The organism is Veillonella orientalis, from assembly GCF_018406505.1.
In the GTDB taxonomy this organism is placed as follows: domain Bacteria; phylum Bacillota; class Negativicutes; order Veillonellales; family Veillonellaceae; genus Veillonella; species Veillonella nakazawae.
Window position 1 is genome coordinate 1,999,940 of the sequence record NZ_AP022322.1, and the last position, 19,619, is coordinate 2,019,558.

Annotated in this window: 18 protein-coding genes; 3 read left to right on the top strand and 15 right to left on the bottom strand. The window is 37.9% G+C overall.

From position 1 onward, the window contains the following. Positions 1 to 387: 387 nt before the first annotated feature. On the top strand, positions 388 to 1,716 hold the full coding sequence (gene pgtP, locus VEIS1202513_RS09270; RefSeq protein WP_060923715.1) for a phosphoglycerate transporter protein PgtP: 1,329 nt from the start codon (positions 388 to 390) through the stop codon (positions 1,714 to 1,716). A gap of 95 nt (positions 1,717 to 1,811) precedes the next feature. Here the strand turns inward: pgtP and VEIS1202513_RS09275 are convergent, their stop codons facing one another. The 7 genes from VEIS1202513_RS09275 to VEIS1202513_RS09305 all read right to left on the bottom strand — a co-directional run bounded on the left by VEIS1202513_RS09275 (position 1,812) and on the right by VEIS1202513_RS09305 (position 6,833). Further along, the gene (locus VEIS1202513_RS09275; protein WP_213467385.1) at positions 1,812 to 2,585 is read right to left on the bottom strand and encodes a hypothetical protein; all 774 of its coding nucleotides are present in this window, start codon (positions 2,583 to 2,585) and stop codon (positions 1,812 to 1,814) included. A gap of 611 nt (positions 2,586 to 3,196) precedes the next feature. Continuing rightward, the gene (locus VEIS1202513_RS09280; protein WP_005384960.1) at positions 3,197 to 3,550 is read right to left on the bottom strand and encodes a Spx/MgsR family RNA polymerase-binding regulatory protein; all 354 of its coding nucleotides are present in this window, start codon (positions 3,548 to 3,550) and stop codon (positions 3,197 to 3,199) included. Between the two features lie 84 nt (positions 3,551 to 3,634). Beyond that, a complete protein-coding gene (locus VEIS1202513_RS09285) occupies positions 3,635 to 3,955 on the bottom strand; it encodes a HigA family addiction module antitoxin (protein WP_213467386.1) in 321 nt (106 codons plus the stop codon). Between the two features lie 16 nt (positions 3,956 to 3,971). Further along, entirely contained in the window at positions 3,972 to 4,256 is a 285-nt protein-coding gene (locus tag VEIS1202513_RS09290) for a type II toxin-antitoxin system RelE/ParE family toxin (RefSeq protein WP_213467387.1), read from the bottom strand. Between the two features lie 370 nt (positions 4,257 to 4,626). Further along, the gene (locus tag VEIS1202513_RS09295; RefSeq protein ID WP_213467388.1) at positions 4,627 to 5,343 is read right to left on the bottom strand and encodes a DUF554 domain-containing protein; all 717 of its coding nucleotides are present in this window, start codon (positions 5,341 to 5,343) and stop codon (positions 4,627 to 4,629) included. A 447-nt stretch (positions 5,344 to 5,790) separates the two neighbouring features. After that, positions 5,791 to 6,390 carry a DNA-3-methyladenine glycosylase I gene (locus VEIS1202513_RS09300; protein ID WP_213467389.1) on the bottom strand — a complete coding sequence of 200 codons (600 nt, stop codon included), beginning with the start codon at positions 6,388 to 6,390 and terminating at the stop codon, positions 5,791 to 5,793. Further along, positions 6,390 to 6,833, bottom strand: coding sequence for a hypothetical protein (locus VEIS1202513_RS09305; protein ID WP_213467390.1), 444 nt, complete (start codon positions 6,831 to 6,833; stop codon positions 6,390 to 6,392). The genes VEIS1202513_RS09300 and VEIS1202513_RS09305 overlap by 1 nt, the downstream gene beginning before the upstream one ends. Before the next feature lie 657 nt (positions 6,834 to 7,490). On the opposite strand from VEIS1202513_RS09305, the gene VEIS1202513_RS09310 reads away from it, so the two are divergent. Then, positions 7,491 to 8,825 (top strand): hypothetical protein, encoded by a 1,335-nt coding sequence (locus VEIS1202513_RS09310; RefSeq protein ID WP_213467391.1) that lies wholly within the window; start codon positions 7,491 to 7,493, stop codon positions 8,823 to 8,825. A gap of 204 nt (positions 8,826 to 9,029) precedes the next feature. Here VEIS1202513_RS09310 and VEIS1202513_RS09315 read toward each other — a convergent pair whose 3' ends face one another. From VEIS1202513_RS09315 to VEIS1202513_RS09345, 7 genes are all read right to left on the bottom strand, one after another. Next, positions 9,030 to 9,566 carry a flavin reductase gene (locus VEIS1202513_RS09315; RefSeq protein ID WP_119206384.1) on the bottom strand — a complete coding sequence of 179 codons (537 nt, stop codon included), beginning with the start codon at positions 9,564 to 9,566 and terminating at the stop codon, positions 9,030 to 9,032. Positions 9,567 to 9,587: 21 nt separating this feature from the next. Continuing rightward, positions 9,588 to 10,181, bottom strand: a complete 594-nt coding sequence (locus VEIS1202513_RS09320; protein WP_213467392.1) for a hypothetical protein — start codon at positions 10,179 to 10,181, stop codon at positions 9,588 to 9,590. A 1,040-nt stretch (positions 10,182 to 11,221) separates the two neighbouring features. Beyond that, a complete protein-coding gene (locus VEIS1202513_RS09325) occupies positions 11,222 to 12,442 on the bottom strand; it encodes a hypothetical protein (RefSeq protein ID WP_213467393.1) in 1,221 nt (406 codons plus the stop codon). A 456-nt stretch (positions 12,443 to 12,898) separates the two neighbouring features. Continuing rightward, a complete protein-coding gene (locus VEIS1202513_RS09330; protein ID WP_213467394.1) occupies positions 12,899 to 13,369 on the bottom strand; it encodes a hypothetical protein in 471 nt (156 codons plus the stop codon). A gap of 6 nt (positions 13,370 to 13,375) precedes the next feature. After that, complete coding sequence (locus tag VEIS1202513_RS09335) at positions 13,376 to 13,945, bottom strand: hypothetical protein (protein ID WP_213467395.1); 570 nt, start codon at positions 13,943 to 13,945, stop codon at positions 13,376 to 13,378. An 8-nt stretch (positions 13,946 to 13,953) separates the two neighbouring features. Next, positions 13,954 to 14,526 carry a hypothetical protein gene (locus VEIS1202513_RS09340; RefSeq protein ID WP_213467396.1) on the bottom strand — a complete coding sequence of 191 codons (573 nt, stop codon included), beginning with the start codon at positions 14,524 to 14,526 and terminating at the stop codon, positions 13,954 to 13,956. A gap of 35 nt (positions 14,527 to 14,561) precedes the next feature. Beyond that, positions 14,562 to 15,818, bottom strand: a complete 1,257-nt coding sequence (locus VEIS1202513_RS09345; protein ID WP_213467397.1) for a hypothetical protein — start codon at positions 15,816 to 15,818, stop codon at positions 14,562 to 14,564. Positions 15,819 to 16,550: 732 nt separating this feature from the next. On the opposite strand from VEIS1202513_RS09345, the gene VEIS1202513_RS09350 reads away from it, so the two are divergent. Then, positions 16,551 to 17,966, top strand: coding sequence for a sodium:solute symporter family protein (locus tag VEIS1202513_RS09350; RefSeq protein WP_213467398.1), 1,416 nt, complete (start codon positions 16,551 to 16,553; stop codon positions 17,964 to 17,966). 363 nt (positions 17,967 to 18,329) lie between these two features. Here the strand turns inward: VEIS1202513_RS09350 and VEIS1202513_RS09355 are convergent, their stop codons facing one another. Next, a complete protein-coding gene (locus VEIS1202513_RS09355) occupies positions 18,330 to 19,556 on the bottom strand; it encodes a hypothetical protein (protein WP_213467399.1) in 1,227 nt (408 codons plus the stop codon). Positions 19,557 to 19,619 lie beyond the last annotated feature (63 nt).

Sequence of the window (19,619 nt, forward strand, 5' to 3'; positions counted from 1 at the left end):
TTTGTTGTTTATCATTTAAATTTTTCTTTGTATACCTATGGGGGTATACCCTATAATTATGTTATACCCATATGGGTATATTGGTGTCAACAACAAAATATGTACAAATATTCATATACAGATCCAAACATAGTCAAACACTGGATCTAATGACATTATATAATTCATGCATTGATATATTACGCAAATGCATGAGTAATCATTCATATATCTTAATAATCAGATGGATTTTTAAATAGAAGATATTTTGATGTTCTACAACCTATGCGCTAGCCCCATAATGGTGCACTAAAATAACTATTTATCATAATTAAAAATAAAATATAGTCGACTTTTAGTCATACATGGTATGATTACAATGGCATTTTGTAGAAAGGATGTGTGATGATGTCAATCTTCTCTCCAGCTCCTCATATTGAAAGATTACCAGAGGGGCAAATCGATTCCACCTACAAACGTCTTCGCAAAGAAGTCTTTGCAGGTACTTTTATTGGTTATGCTACATTCTATTTGATCCGCCAAAACTTTAGTTTGGCTGTTCCGTACATGATTGCTGAGTACGGCTACACTAAAGCGGATCTTGGTATTGTCATGACCCTCTTATCCGTAGCGTACGGTGTAAGTAAATTTGTCATGGGTAATGCGTCTGACCGCTCTAACCCAAAATACTTCTCCACAGTAGGTCTATTGCTCAGTGCTTTAGTTATGTTATTATTCGGCACCTTACCTGGTGTGTTAAGCAGTATTCCTATCATGTGCGTGCTCGCCTTCTTAAATGGTTGGTTCCAAGGCATGGGTTACCCTCCATATGCGAAAAATATGGTAACTTGGTTCTCCCGTTCTGAACGCGGTGCTTGGTGGTCCTGGTGGAACGTATCCCACAATCTTGGTGGCGGTATCATCGCACCTCTTGCTACGTTAGGTATCTATCTATTTGGTACATGGCATAGTATTTTCTTCTTCCCTGCTCTTATTTCTATCGTGTTGGCTGTGGTTACATTCTTCTTGTTGAAAGATACACCTCAATCCTGTGGCTTGCCACCTATCGAAGAATACAAGCACGAACCAGTAGCAGCTGAAGTAAGTGATGAAAACAAAACTACTTTCAAAGAAATCTTCTACAAATATATTTTGCATAACAAATACTTATGGTATCTTGCAATTGCAAATATCTTTGTATACTTCATCCGTTACGGCGTAGTAAGCTGGGCTCCTACCTATTTGACTGCTGTGAAAGGCTTTACAAAAGAAGGTTCCCGTTGGGCTTACTTCTTGTACGAATGGGCTGGTATTCCAGGCATGCTCGTAAGCGGCTATTTGAGTGACCGCGTATTCCGTGGCCGTCGTGCTCCAGCTACGATTTGCTTTATGCTATTCGTTATCTTGGCAATCCTCGTTTACTGGTTCAACCCAGCAGGCAATATCCTTATTGATAACTTAGCACTTATCGCTATTGGCTTCCTCATCTACGGTCCTGTTATGATGATTGGCCTTCAAGCAGCAGACATGGTACCACGTGTAGCAACAGGTGGCGCTACTGGTCTTACAGGCCTTCTTGGTTACCTTATCGGTTCCGCTGGTGCTGGTGCATTCATGGGTCTCATGGTTGACCTTTATGGTTGGGATGGCGGCTTCGTGGCCCTCGTTGGTGCATGTATCCTCGCTATCGTATTCCTACTTCTCACACTTGGTGATAAATCCCAAGCAAAAGAATAATCTACAACTAGCTGTTGTATGAACATAAAAATCTCCTAGTAAATAATATGTGTCCAAGAAAATGGGTACATATCATTACTAGGGGATTTTTTATATTATGCAATACACAAAGAACTGTTAAGAACTTTCAAATTATACACGAGACCAAGTCGCGCCAAACCGTGCAATGCAACGGCCGTAACAGGAGCGATAAGGCCAAGTACGCCCACGCAGATGATCGCTACGTGGAATACAATGGACACGATGAGTAGACCTAAATGAGACTGCTTGATTCCTTTTGAAAGCTCCGATACAGGAGATGCATCATCCACAAGGGATCCCATCATAAGCGCCACTAAAATAAGTTCCAAAGAACATGGGCATAGTACCAATAACAATGTTACCGTATGTTTGAAATCCTGTGTCAATGCAAAGGAGCCCATAGATAATAGCAATACAGCCACAACAATGACAGATGAATAATTGTTAATGCCCTGACGCATAGCAACGAGTTGTGCTGGCATTGTAGGCAGCATATCATCATCTAAAGTATAATGTGACTCACCTGTAATAAGCTGTTCCAAGAAGAAACCAGCCTGTACGATGAGTCCCACATAGGCCGCCGTATGATAATCGCCAATGGAAATAAGCGCCACCATGGCCACTACAATGAGGAAATTAGCATGGATCTCTAAACGCTCCCAAATACTTTGAACACTGTTAATAAGTAGTGGTAAACCACAAACTAGAACCGTTACCCATGCTAAATCTATAACGGGATTTAATGACTCTGTAATCACATCCAAAAGAATAAATACAACGCCTAATGCTAAAATAGCACCTTGCGTAAATAACGACACCTGCGCGGATAAAGACTGTAAGAACTTCATATAGACCTCTCTATACACTAGAACCGGCCTCACTTGCTCCGGAAATACAACACAAAAACAATACTAATTCAAAACTTTTTATACCTTAAGCAATTTGAAACTCTCTGTGCCTAAAGTAATTGAAAACACTTTCTACCTAAAGTAATTTAAAACGCTTTGTACCTAAGGTAATTTAAAACGCTTTGTACCTGAGGTAATGTAAACTTTATATACCTGAGGTAATGTAAACTTTATATACCTGAGGTAATGTAACCTCTATGTACCCATAGGGGTATATCTACAATGTAAATATTATACAAAACATACAAATTATATACAAATTAATTTTTTCGATAAATAATTAAAGAACTGCATTTCCATTACAAAATAGGAAAAGAGTAAAATCATAAAAATGACCTCTCCCTTTAAAGCTCTAGTTGAAGACTCTTATTTCTTTATTATATTTAGAAAAAATAGGTCCCTAAAAACGACTTAGCTCGCTTTGGAAACTCTTCAATAGGCCATAGTTAAAGACGCTAATTTCATATAAAAAGAAAAGCCCCTATCTCTAAAAATGACTTAGCTCGCTATGGAGGCTTTTAGAGATAGGGGCTTTGACCCAAGTTATGAAATTAGAGCTTCAACGCCTCAATCCATTCTGCTTCTTTAAAGCCCACTAGAACTTTGTCTTCGAGAACCAAGATAGGACGTTTTACGAGCATACCATTGGATGCTAATAAAGCTAGTTTTTCTTCTTCACTAAGGTTTGGCAATTTATCCTTCAATTGTTGTTCACGATAAATCATACCGGAAGTATTAAAGAATGCTTTCAAATCTTTACCAGATTGTGGATACCAAGCAGCGATTTCTTCTGCTGTAGGGTTTTCAGATTTAATATCACGATCTGTATATTTAATATTATGATCATCTAAGAATTTCTTTGCTTTTTTGCATGTTGTGCATTTAGGATATTCAACGAATAACATAGCGTCTCCTTATAGTAATACATAATGTTATAACGATTTATTTATAGATTAAGTGTACCAAATATATCGAAAATTATCAATATCTCATTGACAGTCCACAGGTTCTAATGCATTACAATGATCAATAGAGTTTAGTACATCCTCCATCCCTGTACTAAGCTTTGCTATACGTAAATCCGCATCCATCTGCAACCGCAAAAAATATCCTTCAGAAACACCAAAGTATTTAGCTAAACGTAGAGAGGTATCTGCTGAAATAGCTCGTGTCCCATTCAAAATCTCCTGTATCCGTGAAACGGGTACATGTATATCTTTAGCTAATCGATACGCAGATAACCCTAATGGCTCCATAAACTCTTCTTTTAATATTTCACTAATGGTAGGTGTAGGAATAAACTTATCCATATATATATCCTCTCTATTAATGATAATCTATAATTTCTACATCATAAAAACTATTACTATCTTTCACTTTAAAACATAACCTATACTGACTATTAATCCGTAAACTATATTGCCCAAATCGAGTTCCTTGCAACAACTCTAAGCGATTACCTGGTGCCCATCTTAAATCTTGTATTGATTCAGCATTATCTAATAACATTAATTTACGAAGAGCTAGCCGTTGTACAAATGGTGAAAAGCGTTTAGAAAAATTTTGTCGATAAACCTTTTCTGTCTCCTTATCTTTAAAGCCGATAATCATAGAACCTCTCCTTTGATTATACCTGTTTTACAGGTATATCTCAATAATATATATCTGTAAAACGAGTATATTGTGGAATAACTTTATTCTATAAATGATTTCGGTAAAAGATTTCGCTAAAACATCAATTAAATCCTAGTATTATGATGACTCTATTGGTCACCTATTTCGGAACGTAAGGATCTATATCTATCAACTTAATTGGGTTGAGGGATGTCATTAACTTGATTGAGTGGAGAAATATCATAAGTTATTTTATTACAAAATAATTTCAGAAAATAAAAAGACCTATATCCTCCACCTCATGTACAAGGTACATATCAAAGGTTTAGAGAATATAGGTTTCTTATAATGCTATTTATAGTATGATTTACAGCAAGAATGTTAAGCCCATAGCCACGAAGATGGCTGGCAATAGGTTGGCAATTCGGATTTTACCAGGCCAGATGAGGTCAATACCGACACAGAAGATCAGAATAGATCCCACGTAGGACAGGTTATCGATAGCACTCGGCGTCATTAGCGGCGCAGCGATATGAGCCATAGCGGTAATAATCCATTGAGTAATCCCTACAGGAATAAAGGAAAACAATGCGCCCTTGCCCATAGAGGACACCATAACCATAACGATGATGCCGTCGAGGATACCTTTCAACAATAGCGTTTGATAGTTACCCGTCAAGCCGTCTTGAATAGAGCCTAGCACACCCATAGCTCCCACGGTAAACGTAAGGGACGCTGTAATAAAAGCGTGCGTAAACTGCGGATCACCAGTGTTGCCAGTTTTTGCTTTCACCCAGTCACCAAAAACAGTAATCCAACGGTTAAGATCGATAAGCTCGCCGATTATAGCGCCTGCCACCATGCTAATAATCATGAGCATAGGCCCCGTCGTTTGCAGCGTGCCGTTTACAATGACTAGCATATACTGCATGGCGCCGCTCATCCCAAGAAGGAGAACGATAATGCCGCTCACCACCATGAGCGTCTGTTTCAAATTTTCTTTCATAAACCGACCAAATGCAAGGCCGCACAAGCTGCCGGCTATGATGAGGCCAATGTTAATGGCCGTGCCCAAACCAATCATATATATCCCTTTCTAAATTGTGAAAGTAAATGCTTATTTCATCATCAGTATACCAACTATATCGAAACAAATCAATCTGCATAGTATACAACCAATCTATGCCGTTATATGGCCCTAGATAAAAACATATAGCAAAAAGACCCTATCCAGTAAAGGATAAGGTCTTTATGTTGTGTTTATAGCTTTGAGAGAGAAGTATATGAGAGACCCGCTTTGGAGAGAGAGAATATATGTGTTTGTATATAAAGCGGGCCGACATATGATGGAACGCTATCTTTCCATCGACTATAGTGTACACCTTAAAGTGTGGTTTAACACAAGTTCAATTTTGTAACATCAATCATGTATAAAAACTATTGTTAACTAATCATTATATAAATACGTTACAACAGGCATTGAAAACAAGTAAAGAAATATAACGCTAGATACAGAATAATAAGAACTATATTAATTCTCACCATCCGCAGGTAGTCGGATAATATCTGCATTTGCATTAATCTCGTCAAAACAAGGACAGTCCTTACCGTGATCGTTGATAAGGCCACTGGCTTGCAGATGGGAATAGATAGTAACAGGGCCTACAAACTTAAAGCCTCGTTTCTTTAGATCCTTACTAATCCGTGTGGACAAGCCATTCTTCGCAGGTATATTTCCATCAGGGTGGCTTTCATAAATAATAGTTTTATGGTCTGTGAAAGCCCAGATATAGTTGCAGAACGAACCAAATTCAGATTGAATACGTTTAAAAGCGGAAGCATTGTTTATAATTGCTGCGATTTTAGGGCGAGACTTGAGCATACCCTCGGTCTGCAAGATTCGCTCTACGTCGCTTTCACCATAACTAGCAACCGTATCAATATCAAAATGATCAAAGCAGCCTCGGATAATGTCTCGTTTATTCAAAATCGTAAGCCAGCTGAGGCCACATTGGAGACTTTCAAGACAGAGATGTTCAAACTGCAACCGATCATCATGAATAGGCCGCCCCCACTCATGATCGTGGTAGGCCTGATACAAAGGCGTAGTAGGCCACTCGCAAGTCGCCATCACACACCTCCATGTGCCCACACGAGGACATCATACATGAGAGCCACTACGAGACCCATCACGAGATGACCGCCTACGTAGAGCGGGATTAGCAAATAGATAAATAACAATAGGGAATGCAAGGTTTTGCGTAACCATACAATCGGCGTAGATGTACCGCCGCCAACCTTGCCATCAAGCCAATTGTGAACGATGTAGATAGGCGTGCCTAAGCGGCGAATCCAATCAGGAACGCGCTTGCCATGGTTCAACCCAGGGCAATACAAAATCACCAATGGCAATACCACCGCATCAAGGATGAGTAGCACCGTTAAGGTCAAGGAGAACAAATCTATTTCGCCTTCCCATGTCACTGGATGTGCTATAAAGCGGAGAGCCCACAAATAGGCTTTATATACGATATACGGTTCTAATAGCCATAATAAGGGCTTCACTACACTCATGGGACTACCTATACCAAACACAAAATAATAAAAACTACGCATCTGCGTAGTCGTTTCATATATACAACGTTCCGATCGCATCGATTTAACTATAAGAACTACGGATATTTTTAGGCCCAAAGGTGAGTCTAAAAACATCAATTCACACTCAAAATTTTTAGTCCTTTCATACATCGATTTCTATACTATTATTATATCAGATTTTGGCCTTTTTGTGGGGTTAAAATTCACATAATTTTGCTAAAATATACAATTTATAGTAGTTATCAACAATAGAACCCACTATATAAGCTATCCATCACTATCGACTCATATATACTAATTTTTCATCAAAATTATGACTTATTTTGATAAATTCCTTAGAAAAATGCGGCATACAAAGTAACATAAAAGCCAAAATAAAGAACTAAGAATCTGTATCAATACTATGTGGCATTTTATGCCCATACCCTATGTTATTATAAATACAGTTAGTAAATACCGTCTCACTTTCTTTTGATAAACAATGCAAAAAGGGCAGCTTCTTAGGGCTGCCTTTTTTGTATTCCACATACAACTTAAAAATATAGTCATTTAGTTATATAATTATACTTAACAACTTAGCCTATGGATTACACAAGATCAATAGATATGAGAGTATAAACGGGAGATACTACCATGACCAAACTACCACTATTAGCGGGTATTTTCATGATGAGCACCATATTATCATCAGTAGGAGCCATCGACGTTAATATTCCTGGTGCAGATTCGAAGATTCCAAAGGATGCCTACATAAATTACAAAACTACGAATCCTGATATTGAAAAGGATGTAGCAAACTATGTGGAAACACTAAAAGCAACGGACAAAACTGAAGGTATTAACAAAAGCGAAATGGAGTACGCTAAAGCTGCCGCCATATATCGCGGTCAACATTACCATAATACGGTCATTTCCGTTCATGACAAATACAACCAAATTCGACTTTCATTCCCCGTAGCGGGCATAAAAAGTGATTATAATATAGGGCGTTACAAAAATCCGAGTCGAACCATTGAGGACTATCGAGTGTTTACCGATAATGGAAGTCTTAATTTAGAAATTGACTATGCTGATTACAAAGACTATGACTGGCGTAACACAAAAATAGCTTATGATAAACTAACCGATAAAGACGTTCGTGATTTCTTTAAAGGTATGGCAAAACGCAAGCCAGCAAAACACATTTCGGATATAAAGGGTGCTGTATTTTCATATCCTACTGTTACCTACAGCACTTGGGATAGCATGAAGATGCCACACCTTGAAAACGGTAAAAAAACAACTCTTACCATCGACACAATCAATTTTAAATTTAAGGGCTATAACATGCGTCATCCCTTATATCACGCAGGGTTTGTCTATTATGATAACAACCCCGTTCTGAACAAAGTTCCTACAGATAAATTATTGGCTAATTATGTGCTTCCTTCTGTGCAAAACCTAAATGAATTAAATCAATATTCACGCATAGAAAACTTAAATGGTATACAATACCGCGTACCAAAAGACGCCATATACGAAGGTCAAAGTAAGGGCTCCGACCACCAAGATATTAGACACTACAAAAAAGGGAACATAATATTCTTTGTTTCTACTGACAATGTTCCTAAGAACCCATATGCGCATGAACTTGTTGTAAATGGTCATTACGATTTTAAAACGGAGTTAAATACGTCCTGGGATATTTACTATTCCTACCCAACATCGGATTATATTAATTATGCCGTTATATGGAATAATAATATTCCTGGACTATCCATACACATCTATAAACCCCATAAAGATGATCACATCCTAACCTTTTACTCCTATGATGGAACCTATAGTTTTATCTATACCATCATTTATCCAAATTTTTTACATGCTGAGGAAGTTCAAAAATTACGGAATATGATTGAGTTTTTTGACTCTACCAATAATCCTAGCTTTAAACTGAAAGAGCATGTTCTATTCCCAGAAACAAAGTAGTGCCATGCCCATTAAAACATCGTTCAAAATCAACCTAATAGTATCAGCCGTATAAACCAAACAGCCAGTACTGCAAATCGCAATACTGGCTGTTTTTATATCTCATTATTTCTTTATAAGTATATATTTATCTCAGATACAGCATTCACAGTACTCCAAAGAATTGAAAATTGAATGCACATCCTCATTTGTTACGTGAACAAACTAGCCCTCTATAGCCTCAAGTACTTCACCGATATACATATAATGTGGTTCCCAACGATCATGACCAATTTGAGTATAGGCAGTAGGGTTTGCTGCATAATATTCCTTTATTTTATCTGCCAAATGAGCTTCATCGAATTGGTGTTCATATAACTTTTTACATACAAATGTTAAATCTGCTTCTTTGAAGGTCACTCCATCACCGACTGCCACTGGTGTTAAACCAGAATTGGCAACCTTATCTTCATCGCGACCAGAATGAGAGCCTAAATAGCCAAGAGCCTTACGCTGGCTGTTAGGGAATAAGCTAACTGTAAAAGTATCGTATTTCGCCATGAATTCTTGAGTATAGCGAGCTGGATGAATGTACACAGTCACGGTAGATATATCATTGCCAAGCATGCCCCACATGTTACCCATACTGCCCCAACTAACTGTACACGTATTAAAATCATCAAGCGTACCCGCTGTAACAAGAGCCCAACGTTCCTCAAACATGGTAAACGCCTTATAATCTTTTGTTTCAAATGCTTTCATAATAACCTCCGAACATAGAATTTAATTAACAATAACCTCATCAAAATGTTCCTTATATACTTCATAATACACTGCATCAGCGATATCGTAAAACTCTTTATTTAGAGAATCTTTCACAACGGGTCTGCGCAGAAAGGCACCACGATTGATAGGCCGAGGCGTTCCATCAAAGCCAAAGCGACTGATTTCCTCTTCATCGCGCATAATACCTGGATTAGACCACATATCTTCATTCATATCCATATTCGCACCCGCATCAGTATTAATCGCCGTTTTCCCTTGCTGTTGCGCCCGATAGACCTTACTAGCTGCTGAATTGCTACTATCATAGGTGAAAGTCATGTCCTTAACGGTAATCACCTTCTCATCATTCCACTGATACGCTTTATATACCGTCGCCTTGATTGTATAAATAGGCGGCTCAAAACCGATTACTTTCACCGTATTCACGTCAATATAGGACGCGCCACGCTCGTCTATATTAGGAATATCCGATACAAACTGAGATACCTGCTTAAACTGCGGCTGAGACGTGAGCTTCTCAATCGTGATTGCTTGAGCTGGGATGGTGAAAGCAAGCATAAGCCCTAGAGTTATTAAAAATCGATGTAACATATATCCTCTCATCTTTCTAAACTTTTACAACATAAATAAGCACAACCTTATTAGCATAAGTATACTATGCAAATAAGACTATGCATATTACGTATTATTTATAAGTTTATATTTTAGAATATAAAGGGATTAGCGCTATTAGTACTTATAATGTTTATCTTAATTTGACGATATATATCTTTACCCCTATAATATAAGTAGATAGTCAGACGAGTAGTTACGTCAGGCGCATCTCGAAATTGAAAAAAGATTAGGAAATGGCCTTTCAGTTATCTAGTCACACTAGGCAACGGAGGGCTATTTGCTTTTTGTAAGGCAAATAAGGGCTACTAAGGCTCCAAAAGCAATGACAATAGCCAAGACTTGTAAGAGGAGCATGATTATTTCATAATCACTCATAGACTTATCCCTCCCTTCAAAAACGAAGAGAGGCCCAACCTCGTCCAACTATCCTAAGTCTATTATAGAACGAACTAATATACGATACAATAAGCATTACATTATATGAATATACGAATAAACTAATAAAAGCTGAGCTACTTAACCAACGCAGTAGCTCAGCTTTTTAGTTAATTTAACGTTTGATAGAATACTAATAATCTATCAGTGGAATGCTTAAAACAGTAGAGATAGCGATTAAGATATACACTACAAGACATAGTTTTAGCAAAAGCAATAAACTGCCAAATAGGACTTTATAGATAGGTGCTTCTTGTTTCTTGGATCGTATCCAGTCTTTAATTTTATAATATATTTTTGGTTTGTTAAAAGCTGGCGATAATCGCTTACACCATAAAACAAGCCACAGAATACAACATATATTACCAAAGAGAAAGAATAGAAATAGGCCGAAATACTCTAATGAATATACTTTTAATACATAGATATTATAGAGTAGCTGAGTAAAGGTCTCTACAAAGTTAATCCATAGATAGACCAGATAAGCCTTAAGCAAAAGTACTAATATAGTTTTGATATATTTGAGTTTACTCATTAGTTCACCCCTATCAAAATATACAAACTAAATACACATAACTATATTACATTTTTTCTTGACTTTGAATGCGGATTACCTTATTCCTCAATGTTTCAATATTTGCAAAGTCAGAATATTCTACTGTATTACGCAGCTGAATATGAGAATATGGCACTGCTCCGTCAATATAAACTAAACTCATAATATATATATTCTTGTCATCCCGTAAGAATCGATGCATTAAAGATTTTTTACCTGGTTGATAGTTATCTACTAAAAGACTAGGCACGCCATTATTCCAAACAGATGCTGCCTGAATAGGTGCATCACCTATAATTTGACTTTCTGGCTTTACCTCCGAAATTTCGTTAATAAAGGAGTAAATATATTTATCATCTACCTTTACAGATTTCTTGGCCACAACAAGTCGCATACCTAATCCACGATAGTCCCTTATTTCGGCAGAGTCCTTTAATGACTTCTGTGCTGTTAGTTTAAGTCCTTTAGGAATGCGATACAGGAGATTATCCCAGTTGATACTTTCACTATACTGATCCATATCATCTAAAGAGTGAATCGACGGAATTACATAATTACTCATAACACGCTCAAGCTTGTCGGTAACGGGCTGATTTTTGTAGCTAAGCCCTATCATATATTCTTGATTTGGCTGATTATCTAAACCAACTACGGCAACCATAGCAGGCGTATTTTCGCCAAAAGACTCTGTTTCAATAGCCCATTTACCATGTGTGATACCGGGATATATAAACTCCCCTTTTCGGTCCGTTTTTAGTTTGCCTAATGCATCATCATAATTCTGTTTCGTACCGATGGCAAAAAACACAGAATGTTCTCTTACAATAGATAAACGCTCACCATCACTGCGTTTGGGGTAATATTTACTTGCTAATAGTAGTCCAGGGACAGATGCTCGGATGTTATTACGATCATCATGCAACAACACAACTGCAGACTCATTAACTAACAAATCCATCACCTTCTCAGAATCGCTTGCTATCTGATTGACTTCATCTTGTGTTAGTCCCCAGTCAGTTCTATACATTTCCATACGCTTATCAGATTCAGAATGTAATTTTATAACATCACTAGCCCCCACATTACTCAAGCTACCCGCCCGATAATTCTCATACGCATTGGCAGGAATACTCGCATCAGCACCTGGCATAGGCGGCTGTCCGGCTGGCACTTCGATTTGTACAGCACTTACATTCATGGTGAAAGCAGTAGCTAGTGCCATCATAATTATACTTTTACGCAACATAAAACCCTCTTTTTTTCTCTCACATTACAACAAAATAAGCACAACCTTATTAGCATAAGTATACTATGCAAACAAGGTCGTGCCTATTATTAATAATTTTATAATTTAGTATATAGGAGTTACTTCCAATTGCTATTTATAAGATTGATATTTATAAGATTTATCTCCATTTGACGATATATATCTTTATCCCTATAATATAAGTAGATAGTCAGACGAGTCGTAACGTCAGGCGCATCTCGAAAAACATAAGATTTAGAGAAATGGCCTTTCAGTTATCTAGTTACACTAGGCAACGGAGGGCTATTTGTCTTTTGTAAGACAAATAAGCACCACAAGTGCTCCACTAATAAAAGCCAAGCTATTTCTAAATATGAATAGCTTGGCTTTTACATTGTGTAAATAGGTTTAGAGCGTATCAGAAATAAAATATGCGTGTTCAAAAGCTTTCAAGAGCTAACGAAATATCAATCCAAGAATCATAAGTAGAGGCATAACTAATATAACACCAACCAAAATAAAACCAGCTAAAACAGCCATAGTGCCATACGTTATTAGACATAACTTTATTAAAAAATCTATACAACTATATATACACATACCCACGGTAGATTGTTCTTTTAAAGAAATGAACCATGCTTTCACTCTATAATACATTTTCGGTTTATCAAACACAGGATATAGTTTCTCATACCATAAAATTACCCATGGTAAAACCCAAATATTCCCAAAGCAAAAAATCAATACCGGCACATAATCTCTTAATGGATATGCTTCTAATACATATCGATCGTACAGTAATGTATAAATCCCCCAAATAGAGGCTCCCCAAATAAGTAAAAGTATAAGCTTTAACAAGAGCCCTAAAACAAGTTTAGTACTCCACTTAAGTCTATCCACGGCTTTAACTATTCTAGTACTATTCATAAGCTATCACGGCTCATCATCGTAGGCAATACCATAGGCTTTTTTATACATCAAATTAGGCAATTTATATTTTTCATCACCAAAATCAGCAGGTAGAATCATAGCATTTAGATTTTCTTTATATACACGTTGTTGACGAATCTGTCCATCATTATAATAGGTACCGCCATCATTAACAGTTCCAGTGATTCCTGAGTTCCCTTGTTTTGTACGCCAAATAGAGATATACGGTATCTTATTGCCTTGTTTTAGAGCTTGATCATGAGCATTAATTAAATGGCGCAAAGAACGATCCATTTGGTAATCGTATTGTACTGAAAGTCCTTGAATCATATTAGCAGCAGGCATAGAAACATAGATGACCGCTTCGATACGACGATGACCATTCGGTGCCGATACAGGCTTAACAGATGAAAGGTCCAAATATTTTCCATCCCCTCGTCCAGAGTCAGCACTCGAATCGATGTGCTCAAATCGCTCTGAGTTTAATAAGTCAGCCTGTGCTACGGCTTGACCTTTCATAGGCAATACGAGGCAGGCTAATAACCATAGTGAAAGTAAATATATGCGTTTCATCGTCCACCTCACTGTACAACAATATCATCAAAATACTGCTGATAGGCAGCCATAAACATAGCCTCTGCTATACCATACATAATGGTATTATTTCGCTTGAGTGGGAACTTGCGCATATCATTTCGATACTGCATTTGCTGTGCTGCCCCATCGAATGAATATTTTGCCACAGCTACGTCCACTAGAGATAAGCCAGATTTACTTTCACTAGCCTCAATCAAAGCCAACGTAGACGGGCTTGGATTCATCATATGAGACGAATGGATTAAGGTAGCTAGAGAATAGTTTGTATCATAATCCACAGTAAGTTGTTTCTCTTCAATCGTAGATTGGTAATCTGTATCTATTACGACATAATAGGTACCACGCAAAGAATATTGTGGGGGTGCATAATGAGTCGCCTCAATAGAATAGGTGTTCAAATAGATATATAAACCACCGCGCTCCATCGTAGGATTCATCGCCTGAACATGAACTAATTTGAACTGTGGCGATGTCTGTAATTCTTGTAATGTGATTGCCTCTGTGGGCATGGTGAAAGCCAGCAACACAAGGGCTAGCATTAAAATACGTTGAACCATAAAAACCTCTCTCAAACTAAACAGTCAAATACAGCTTATTTACTCAATAGCTTAATCCATTCCATATACCATGGAATAAAGATGGAACTATTTTCAAGACTCTCCTTATATGTCCCTTCTTCTCGCCATTGTGGATCTTTACGTAATCTTGCAGCATCATCAAAGCCTACGTATTCGATCATATCTCTTAGCTGTTTATGTGTATAAGACGTTTTACTTTCATCATAATTAATACGATAGCTGTAAACGTAAATAGAATCTCTCACAACATGACGAAGATAGGATTCGCTATTAGGCTTATAAGCATCAACCAAAGAACCTGCAATCCCATTATTCCATACTACTGCGTATTGTGTGGGTGTTTCTAAATCATTATATTTATGTAAAAAATATAGTATTGGAATCTTAATAATCGTTACATCTTTCTTTTTGTCCTTAATTGAGCTACGTATTACCCGTATTTTAGCTCCTGTATCTTCATATAGTCTCACATCATACACCCCATCTTCAACGGTTTCACTGATTAATTTAGCCGTTTTAGGAATACGATAGCTATAATTGCCCCAATGCTCAATTTGGCTATAATTATCCAAGCTAGATAAAGACTCTATGGATGGAATAATATAATTACTCATCACCACCTCAGGTGCTTTGTTTTGATATGGATCTTCTGTATTAACCCAGCCACCATAAGTAATTCCATACGTTGTCTTTGTATCATTCGGAGTAAATTCCGTATACATTACGCGAGAATTGTTTGACATGAGCTTCCAAGAGGCATGCCTCAAGCCTGGATACGTATATTTTCCTTCACCTTCAGCATATTTACTAAATTCTTTCCCATGAGGTGGTCCTACTACTAAAAATGTACTGAGACTTTGAACGGCAAATAACGGCCCTTTCCCAGCCTCTGTTTCTACAACATCACCACGGAAGCTAACATTTGGTACAGATAATCTGATATTTTTATCCCCTTCATGAATCAATACCACTGTAGACTGCGAATAATCTGCAAGCTCCAACGCCTTAGCAAAACCAGGATGTTCGGAATTTAGCTTTTCAAAGGAAGATGGAGGATTTGTAGGCTTTGATTTTACAAATTGACTAAATGACTCTGCCTTTTGCTCTGCTACTGCATTAATATGACGATAATTCTCATACGCATTAGCAGGAATACTCACATCAGCCCCTGGCATAGGTGGCTGTCCGGCTGGGACTTCAATCTGCACAGCGCTTACATTTATGGTGAAAGCAGTCACTAATGCCATCATAATTACACTTTTACGTAACATAAAACCCTCTCTTCTTTTCTTCTCTCACATTTATAACATAAATAAACACAACCTTATTAGCATAAGTATACTATGCAAACAAGGTTGTGCCTATTATTAATAATTTTATAATTTAGTATATAGGATTTACTTCTAATTGCTATTTATAAGGTTGATATTTATAAGGTTTATCTCCATTTGACGATATATATCTTTATCCCTATAATATAAGTAGATAGTCAGACGAGTAGTGACGTCAGGCTCATCTCTAAATCAGTAAAAAATTAGGAAATGGCCTTTCTGTTTACTTAGCTACCATGCGGTAACGGAGGGCTATTTGCTTTTTGTAAGGCAAATAAGGGCTACTAGGGCTCCAAAAGCAATGACAATAGCCAAGACTTGTAAAAGGAGCATGATTATTTCATAATCACTCATAGACTTATCCCTCCCTTCCAAAACGAAGAGAGACCCAACCTCGTCTAACTATCTTAAGTCTATTATAAAACGAACTAATATGCGATACAATAAGAAATGAATAATAGAGATATACAGATAAATACATAGAAAAATCCCGTCATTGACGGGATTTTTTTAGTTCCTAATATATATACATTCTCCAACGCGCCAAGAAACTCCTCTTTGTATTTTCTCCAGTTTTTATGGATAATTAAACTATACTTGATATATGCACCGCAAGTAGTAAGGGTAATTTAGTATGTGTCTCTAACTAGTTTGTAGTTTAGGAGGTGGCATATGGACGCTTTAACTATTATATGGGTCATTGTTTGTGCCTATTTATTACTGAATTTATTGGTCGGCGTGTATTGTCATATTCGTGTAAAAGATAGTACTGACTATCTACTCGCAGGTCGTCGTATTGGGGTTCTTATGACGGCAGGCACGTTAGCAGCTACGGAGATCGGTGGCGGGAGTACCGTTGGTGTAGCCGCGAAAGCGTATGGTTCTTGGGGTTTATCTGCAGGTTGGTACGTAGTTTCAGCAGGGATTGGGGTTATTCTCGTTGCTTTCATCGCACCGCTTTTACGTCGTGCTATGGCAACAACAGTGCCAGAGATCATCGGTCGTCGCTTCGGTGGCTCTAGTCATCTCATTACATCGATTCTCTCTATGCTCGCAACCATTACACTTGCAGGCGTACAGATTACAGCGACAGCAACTATTATTAGCGTTCTCACCGGGCTTTCAACAGAGCTCGCCATCCTCATCTGCGGTGCGGTTCTCGTAATTTACACCATGTCCGGTGGCATGTGGAGCGTAACGATGACGGACGTTATCCATTTCTTCGTTCTCGTTGGGGGCTTCTCCCTCGCTGTGCCGTTCGTATTGCACAATGTGGGCGGCTGGGAATCGGTAGTGGCAAAATTACCACCTGAACAGCTCGGCTTCACTAAGGTTGGTTGGAAAACCATCATCGGCCTTATTATCATGTACTTCATGACCTTCTCCACCGGCCAAGAGTCCGTACAACGGTACTTCGCCGCGAAGGACGAAAAAACAGCCGTTCTTGGTTCCATCATTTGTGGTATTATCATGGCTCTATTTGCCTTCGTTCCTGCCGTATTGGGCCTCGTAGCATTGGCTGAGTTCCCGAATATCGAAGCGAACAACGCGGTGGCAACGGTAGCGCTTAATCTCATGCCTCCAGTGATGGCGGGCTTCGTTATGGCCGCTGTCGTATCGGCTACGCTTTCATCAGGCGCAGGCGACCTATTAGGCGCTGCTACTGTATTTACCAAGGATATTGTGGAACATCATTTTGGTAAAAGCCTCACCGATGCTCAGCTCACTAGATATAGCCGTCTATGCGTGCTATTCCTCGGCATCATCGCTATCGTTATCTCTCTCGTAAGCAAAGCCATCATTCCGATGCTCGTATTTGCTTTCACCATGAGATCCGCTGGCCCATTCGCCGCATTCCTACTTGGACTCACATGGAAAAATGCAACAGCAGGCGCTGGCATTTGGTCTATCATACTCGGCTCTATCGCAGGCGTGTACTGGGAATTCGTAGGCAACCCATATGGCATTATGTCCATCATCTTCGGTTCCATCGTCAGCCTCATCGTCTTTGTGGCTGTGGTGTTCATTGAAAGATCTATGGGTAAACCACCGGCTCCACCGGCTATACCTGATGATTTAAAAGAATAACTTAAAAAATAATGTAAGAGAACATTCTAAAAGAGTTCTCTAAAGAAAAACTCCTATCGGCTAAGCCAATAGGAGTTTTCCTTATTTTACAAGACCTCAACACATTACGTATTATACACATTCATCACAATTTGACGATATATCATAACCTTACTATAATATAAGTAGATAGTCAGACGAGTCGTAACGTCAGGCTCATCTCTAAAAGCAAAGAATCTTGAGAAATGGCCTTTTAGTTATCGAATCATCTAAGATAACGAAGGGCTATTTGTCTTTTCCAAGACAAATAAGCGCTATTAATGCCCCAAAGGCAATACCATAAAGACCGTACCAACAGGTACGGTCTTTATGTATATCTTTTACTTATTTCTTTATCTTTGTTTCTGTTTTGCTTCTTAACTCTTTAGCATTTTTAAAATCTAAATATTCCATCATATTTCGTAACTCCATATGATTATATTTAGCTTTTTCATCATTATAACTAAGCACCATAAAATAATCATATTCATCATCTTGAATCAAATGGAATATACGTGATTGTTTGCCTCGATTATATTGATCCATGAGATATGTAGGAACCCCATTATTCAATACCATCGCAGATTGGATTGGTACATTTTGTAACAATAGTGTAGAGGATTTATGAATAAAATTCTTCAAAACACGGTTAGGATATGCAAGCATTGGATTATCTTTACTAGTTACAGGACCTCTTGTAACAACTAAATCCATTCCTGGCCCCACATACACACGACCTTGTAAACTAGGACCATTATTCGTTTCTGATTTTAACTTCAGCCCCTTAGGCAAACGATATGTAACATTTCCCCATGTAACCGCTTCACTCATCTGATCTAAATTATCTAAAGGTTGAATAGAAGGTATTACAAAATTAGCCATTGTCCTTTCTAAATTCTTTGTAATCGGGTGATTTATATTGCCAATAGCTACCCCATAATCATGGTTTGGCTGTTTATCAAATGTAACCGCTACAAGCATAAAAGGTGTATTATTATCATAATATGTATCTGTTATAGCCCAGTACCCTTTAGTAATGCCAGGATAGTTAAAAGATCCCTTTTGTTTAGCAGATTTATAATGTGGATCATCTACTAAACGTTTATTAGAACTAATAAACGCAGCAAGAGCACTACTTTCAAAGACAATAGAGCTTATCTCTTTCTTATCATTAGAGATTCCATACATACCCGCTGTTACGACAATAGGAACAGTAATTTTTGCTTGATGTTCACCTTCATGTATCAGAATAACGGTTGATTCATGAGAAGATATGTCCATATATGTATCATGTGATTTTTTCCATCGTTCCGCGTTTTCTACACTTCTTTTATTCTCTTCTACCTGTTTATCTAACATTTCATATATGTGCTTGCGCGCTAAAATAATTGCACTCGCATTAGCATTCAGAGCTTCACCGTAACGATAGTTCTGATATGCAGTATCTGGAATACTAGCGTCAGCCCCTGGTACAGGCGGCTGTCCTTCAGGCACAGTATATTGCGCCGCATCAATAGGCATGGTGAAAGCTACTGCTACAGCTAAGCTCAACAAAGTACTTTTTAGTTTCATACAACACCTCTCAAACAATAATAGGCACGTTCTCTCATTAGTATAAGTATACTATACCCTAGA

Bases quoted from the DNA above. Each gene is read 5' to 3' on its own strand.
- pgtP (WP_060923715.1), top strand. From the start codon at position 388: ATGTCAATCTTCTCTCCAGCTCCTCATATTGAAAGATTACCAGAGGGG.
- VEIS1202513_RS09275 (WP_213467385.1), bottom strand. From the start codon at position 2,585: ATGAAGTTCTTACAGTCTTTATCCGCGCAGGTGTCGTTATTTACGCAA.
- VEIS1202513_RS09280 (WP_005384960.1), bottom strand. From the start codon at position 3,550: ATGTTATTCGTTGAATATCCTAAATGCACAACATGCAAAAAAGCAAAG.
- VEIS1202513_RS09285 (WP_213467386.1), bottom strand. From the start codon at position 3,955: ATGGATAAGTTTATTCCTACACCTACCATTAGTGAAATATTAAAAGAA.
- VEIS1202513_RS09290 (WP_213467387.1), bottom strand. From the start codon at position 4,256: ATGATTATCGGCTTTAAAGATAAGGAGACAGAAAAGGTTTATCGACAA.
- VEIS1202513_RS09295 (WP_213467388.1), bottom strand. From the start codon at position 5,343: ATGATTGGTTTGGGCACGGCCATTAACATTGGCCTCATCATAGCCGGC.
- VEIS1202513_RS09300 (WP_213467389.1), bottom strand. From the start codon at position 6,390: ATGGCGACTTGCGAGTGGCCTACTACGCCTTTGTATCAGGCCTACCAC.
- VEIS1202513_RS09305 (WP_213467390.1), bottom strand. From the start codon at position 6,833: ATGAGTGTAGTGAAGCCCTTATTATGGCTATTAGAACCGTATATCGTA.
- VEIS1202513_RS09310 (WP_213467391.1), top strand. From the start codon at position 7,491: ATGACCAAACTACCACTATTAGCGGGTATTTTCATGATGAGCACCATA.
- VEIS1202513_RS09315 (WP_119206384.1), bottom strand. From the start codon at position 9,566: ATGAAAGCATTTGAAACAAAAGATTATAAGGCGTTTACCATGTTTGAG.
- VEIS1202513_RS09320 (WP_213467392.1), bottom strand. From the start codon at position 10,181: ATGTTACATCGATTTTTAATAACTCTAGGGCTTATGCTTGCTTTCACC.
- VEIS1202513_RS09325 (WP_213467393.1), bottom strand. From the start codon at position 12,442: ATGTTGCGTAAAAGTATAATTATGATGGCACTAGCTACTGCTTTCACC.
- VEIS1202513_RS09330 (WP_213467394.1), bottom strand. From the start codon at position 13,369: ATGAATAGTACTAGAATAGTTAAAGCCGTGGATAGACTTAAGTGGAGT.
- VEIS1202513_RS09335 (WP_213467395.1), bottom strand. From the start codon at position 13,945: ATGAAACGCATATATTTACTTTCACTATGGTTATTAGCCTGCCTCGTA.
- VEIS1202513_RS09340 (WP_213467396.1), bottom strand. From the start codon at position 14,526: ATGGTTCAACGTATTTTAATGCTAGCCCTTGTGTTGCTGGCTTTCACC.
- VEIS1202513_RS09345 (WP_213467397.1), bottom strand. From the start codon at position 15,818: ATGTTACGTAAAAGTGTAATTATGATGGCATTAGTGACTGCTTTCACC.
- VEIS1202513_RS09350 (WP_213467398.1), top strand. From the start codon at position 16,551: ATGGACGCTTTAACTATTATATGGGTCATTGTTTGTGCCTATTTATTA.
- VEIS1202513_RS09355 (WP_213467399.1), bottom strand. From the start codon at position 19,556: ATGAAACTAAAAAGTACTTTGTTGAGCTTAGCTGTAGCAGTAGCTTTC.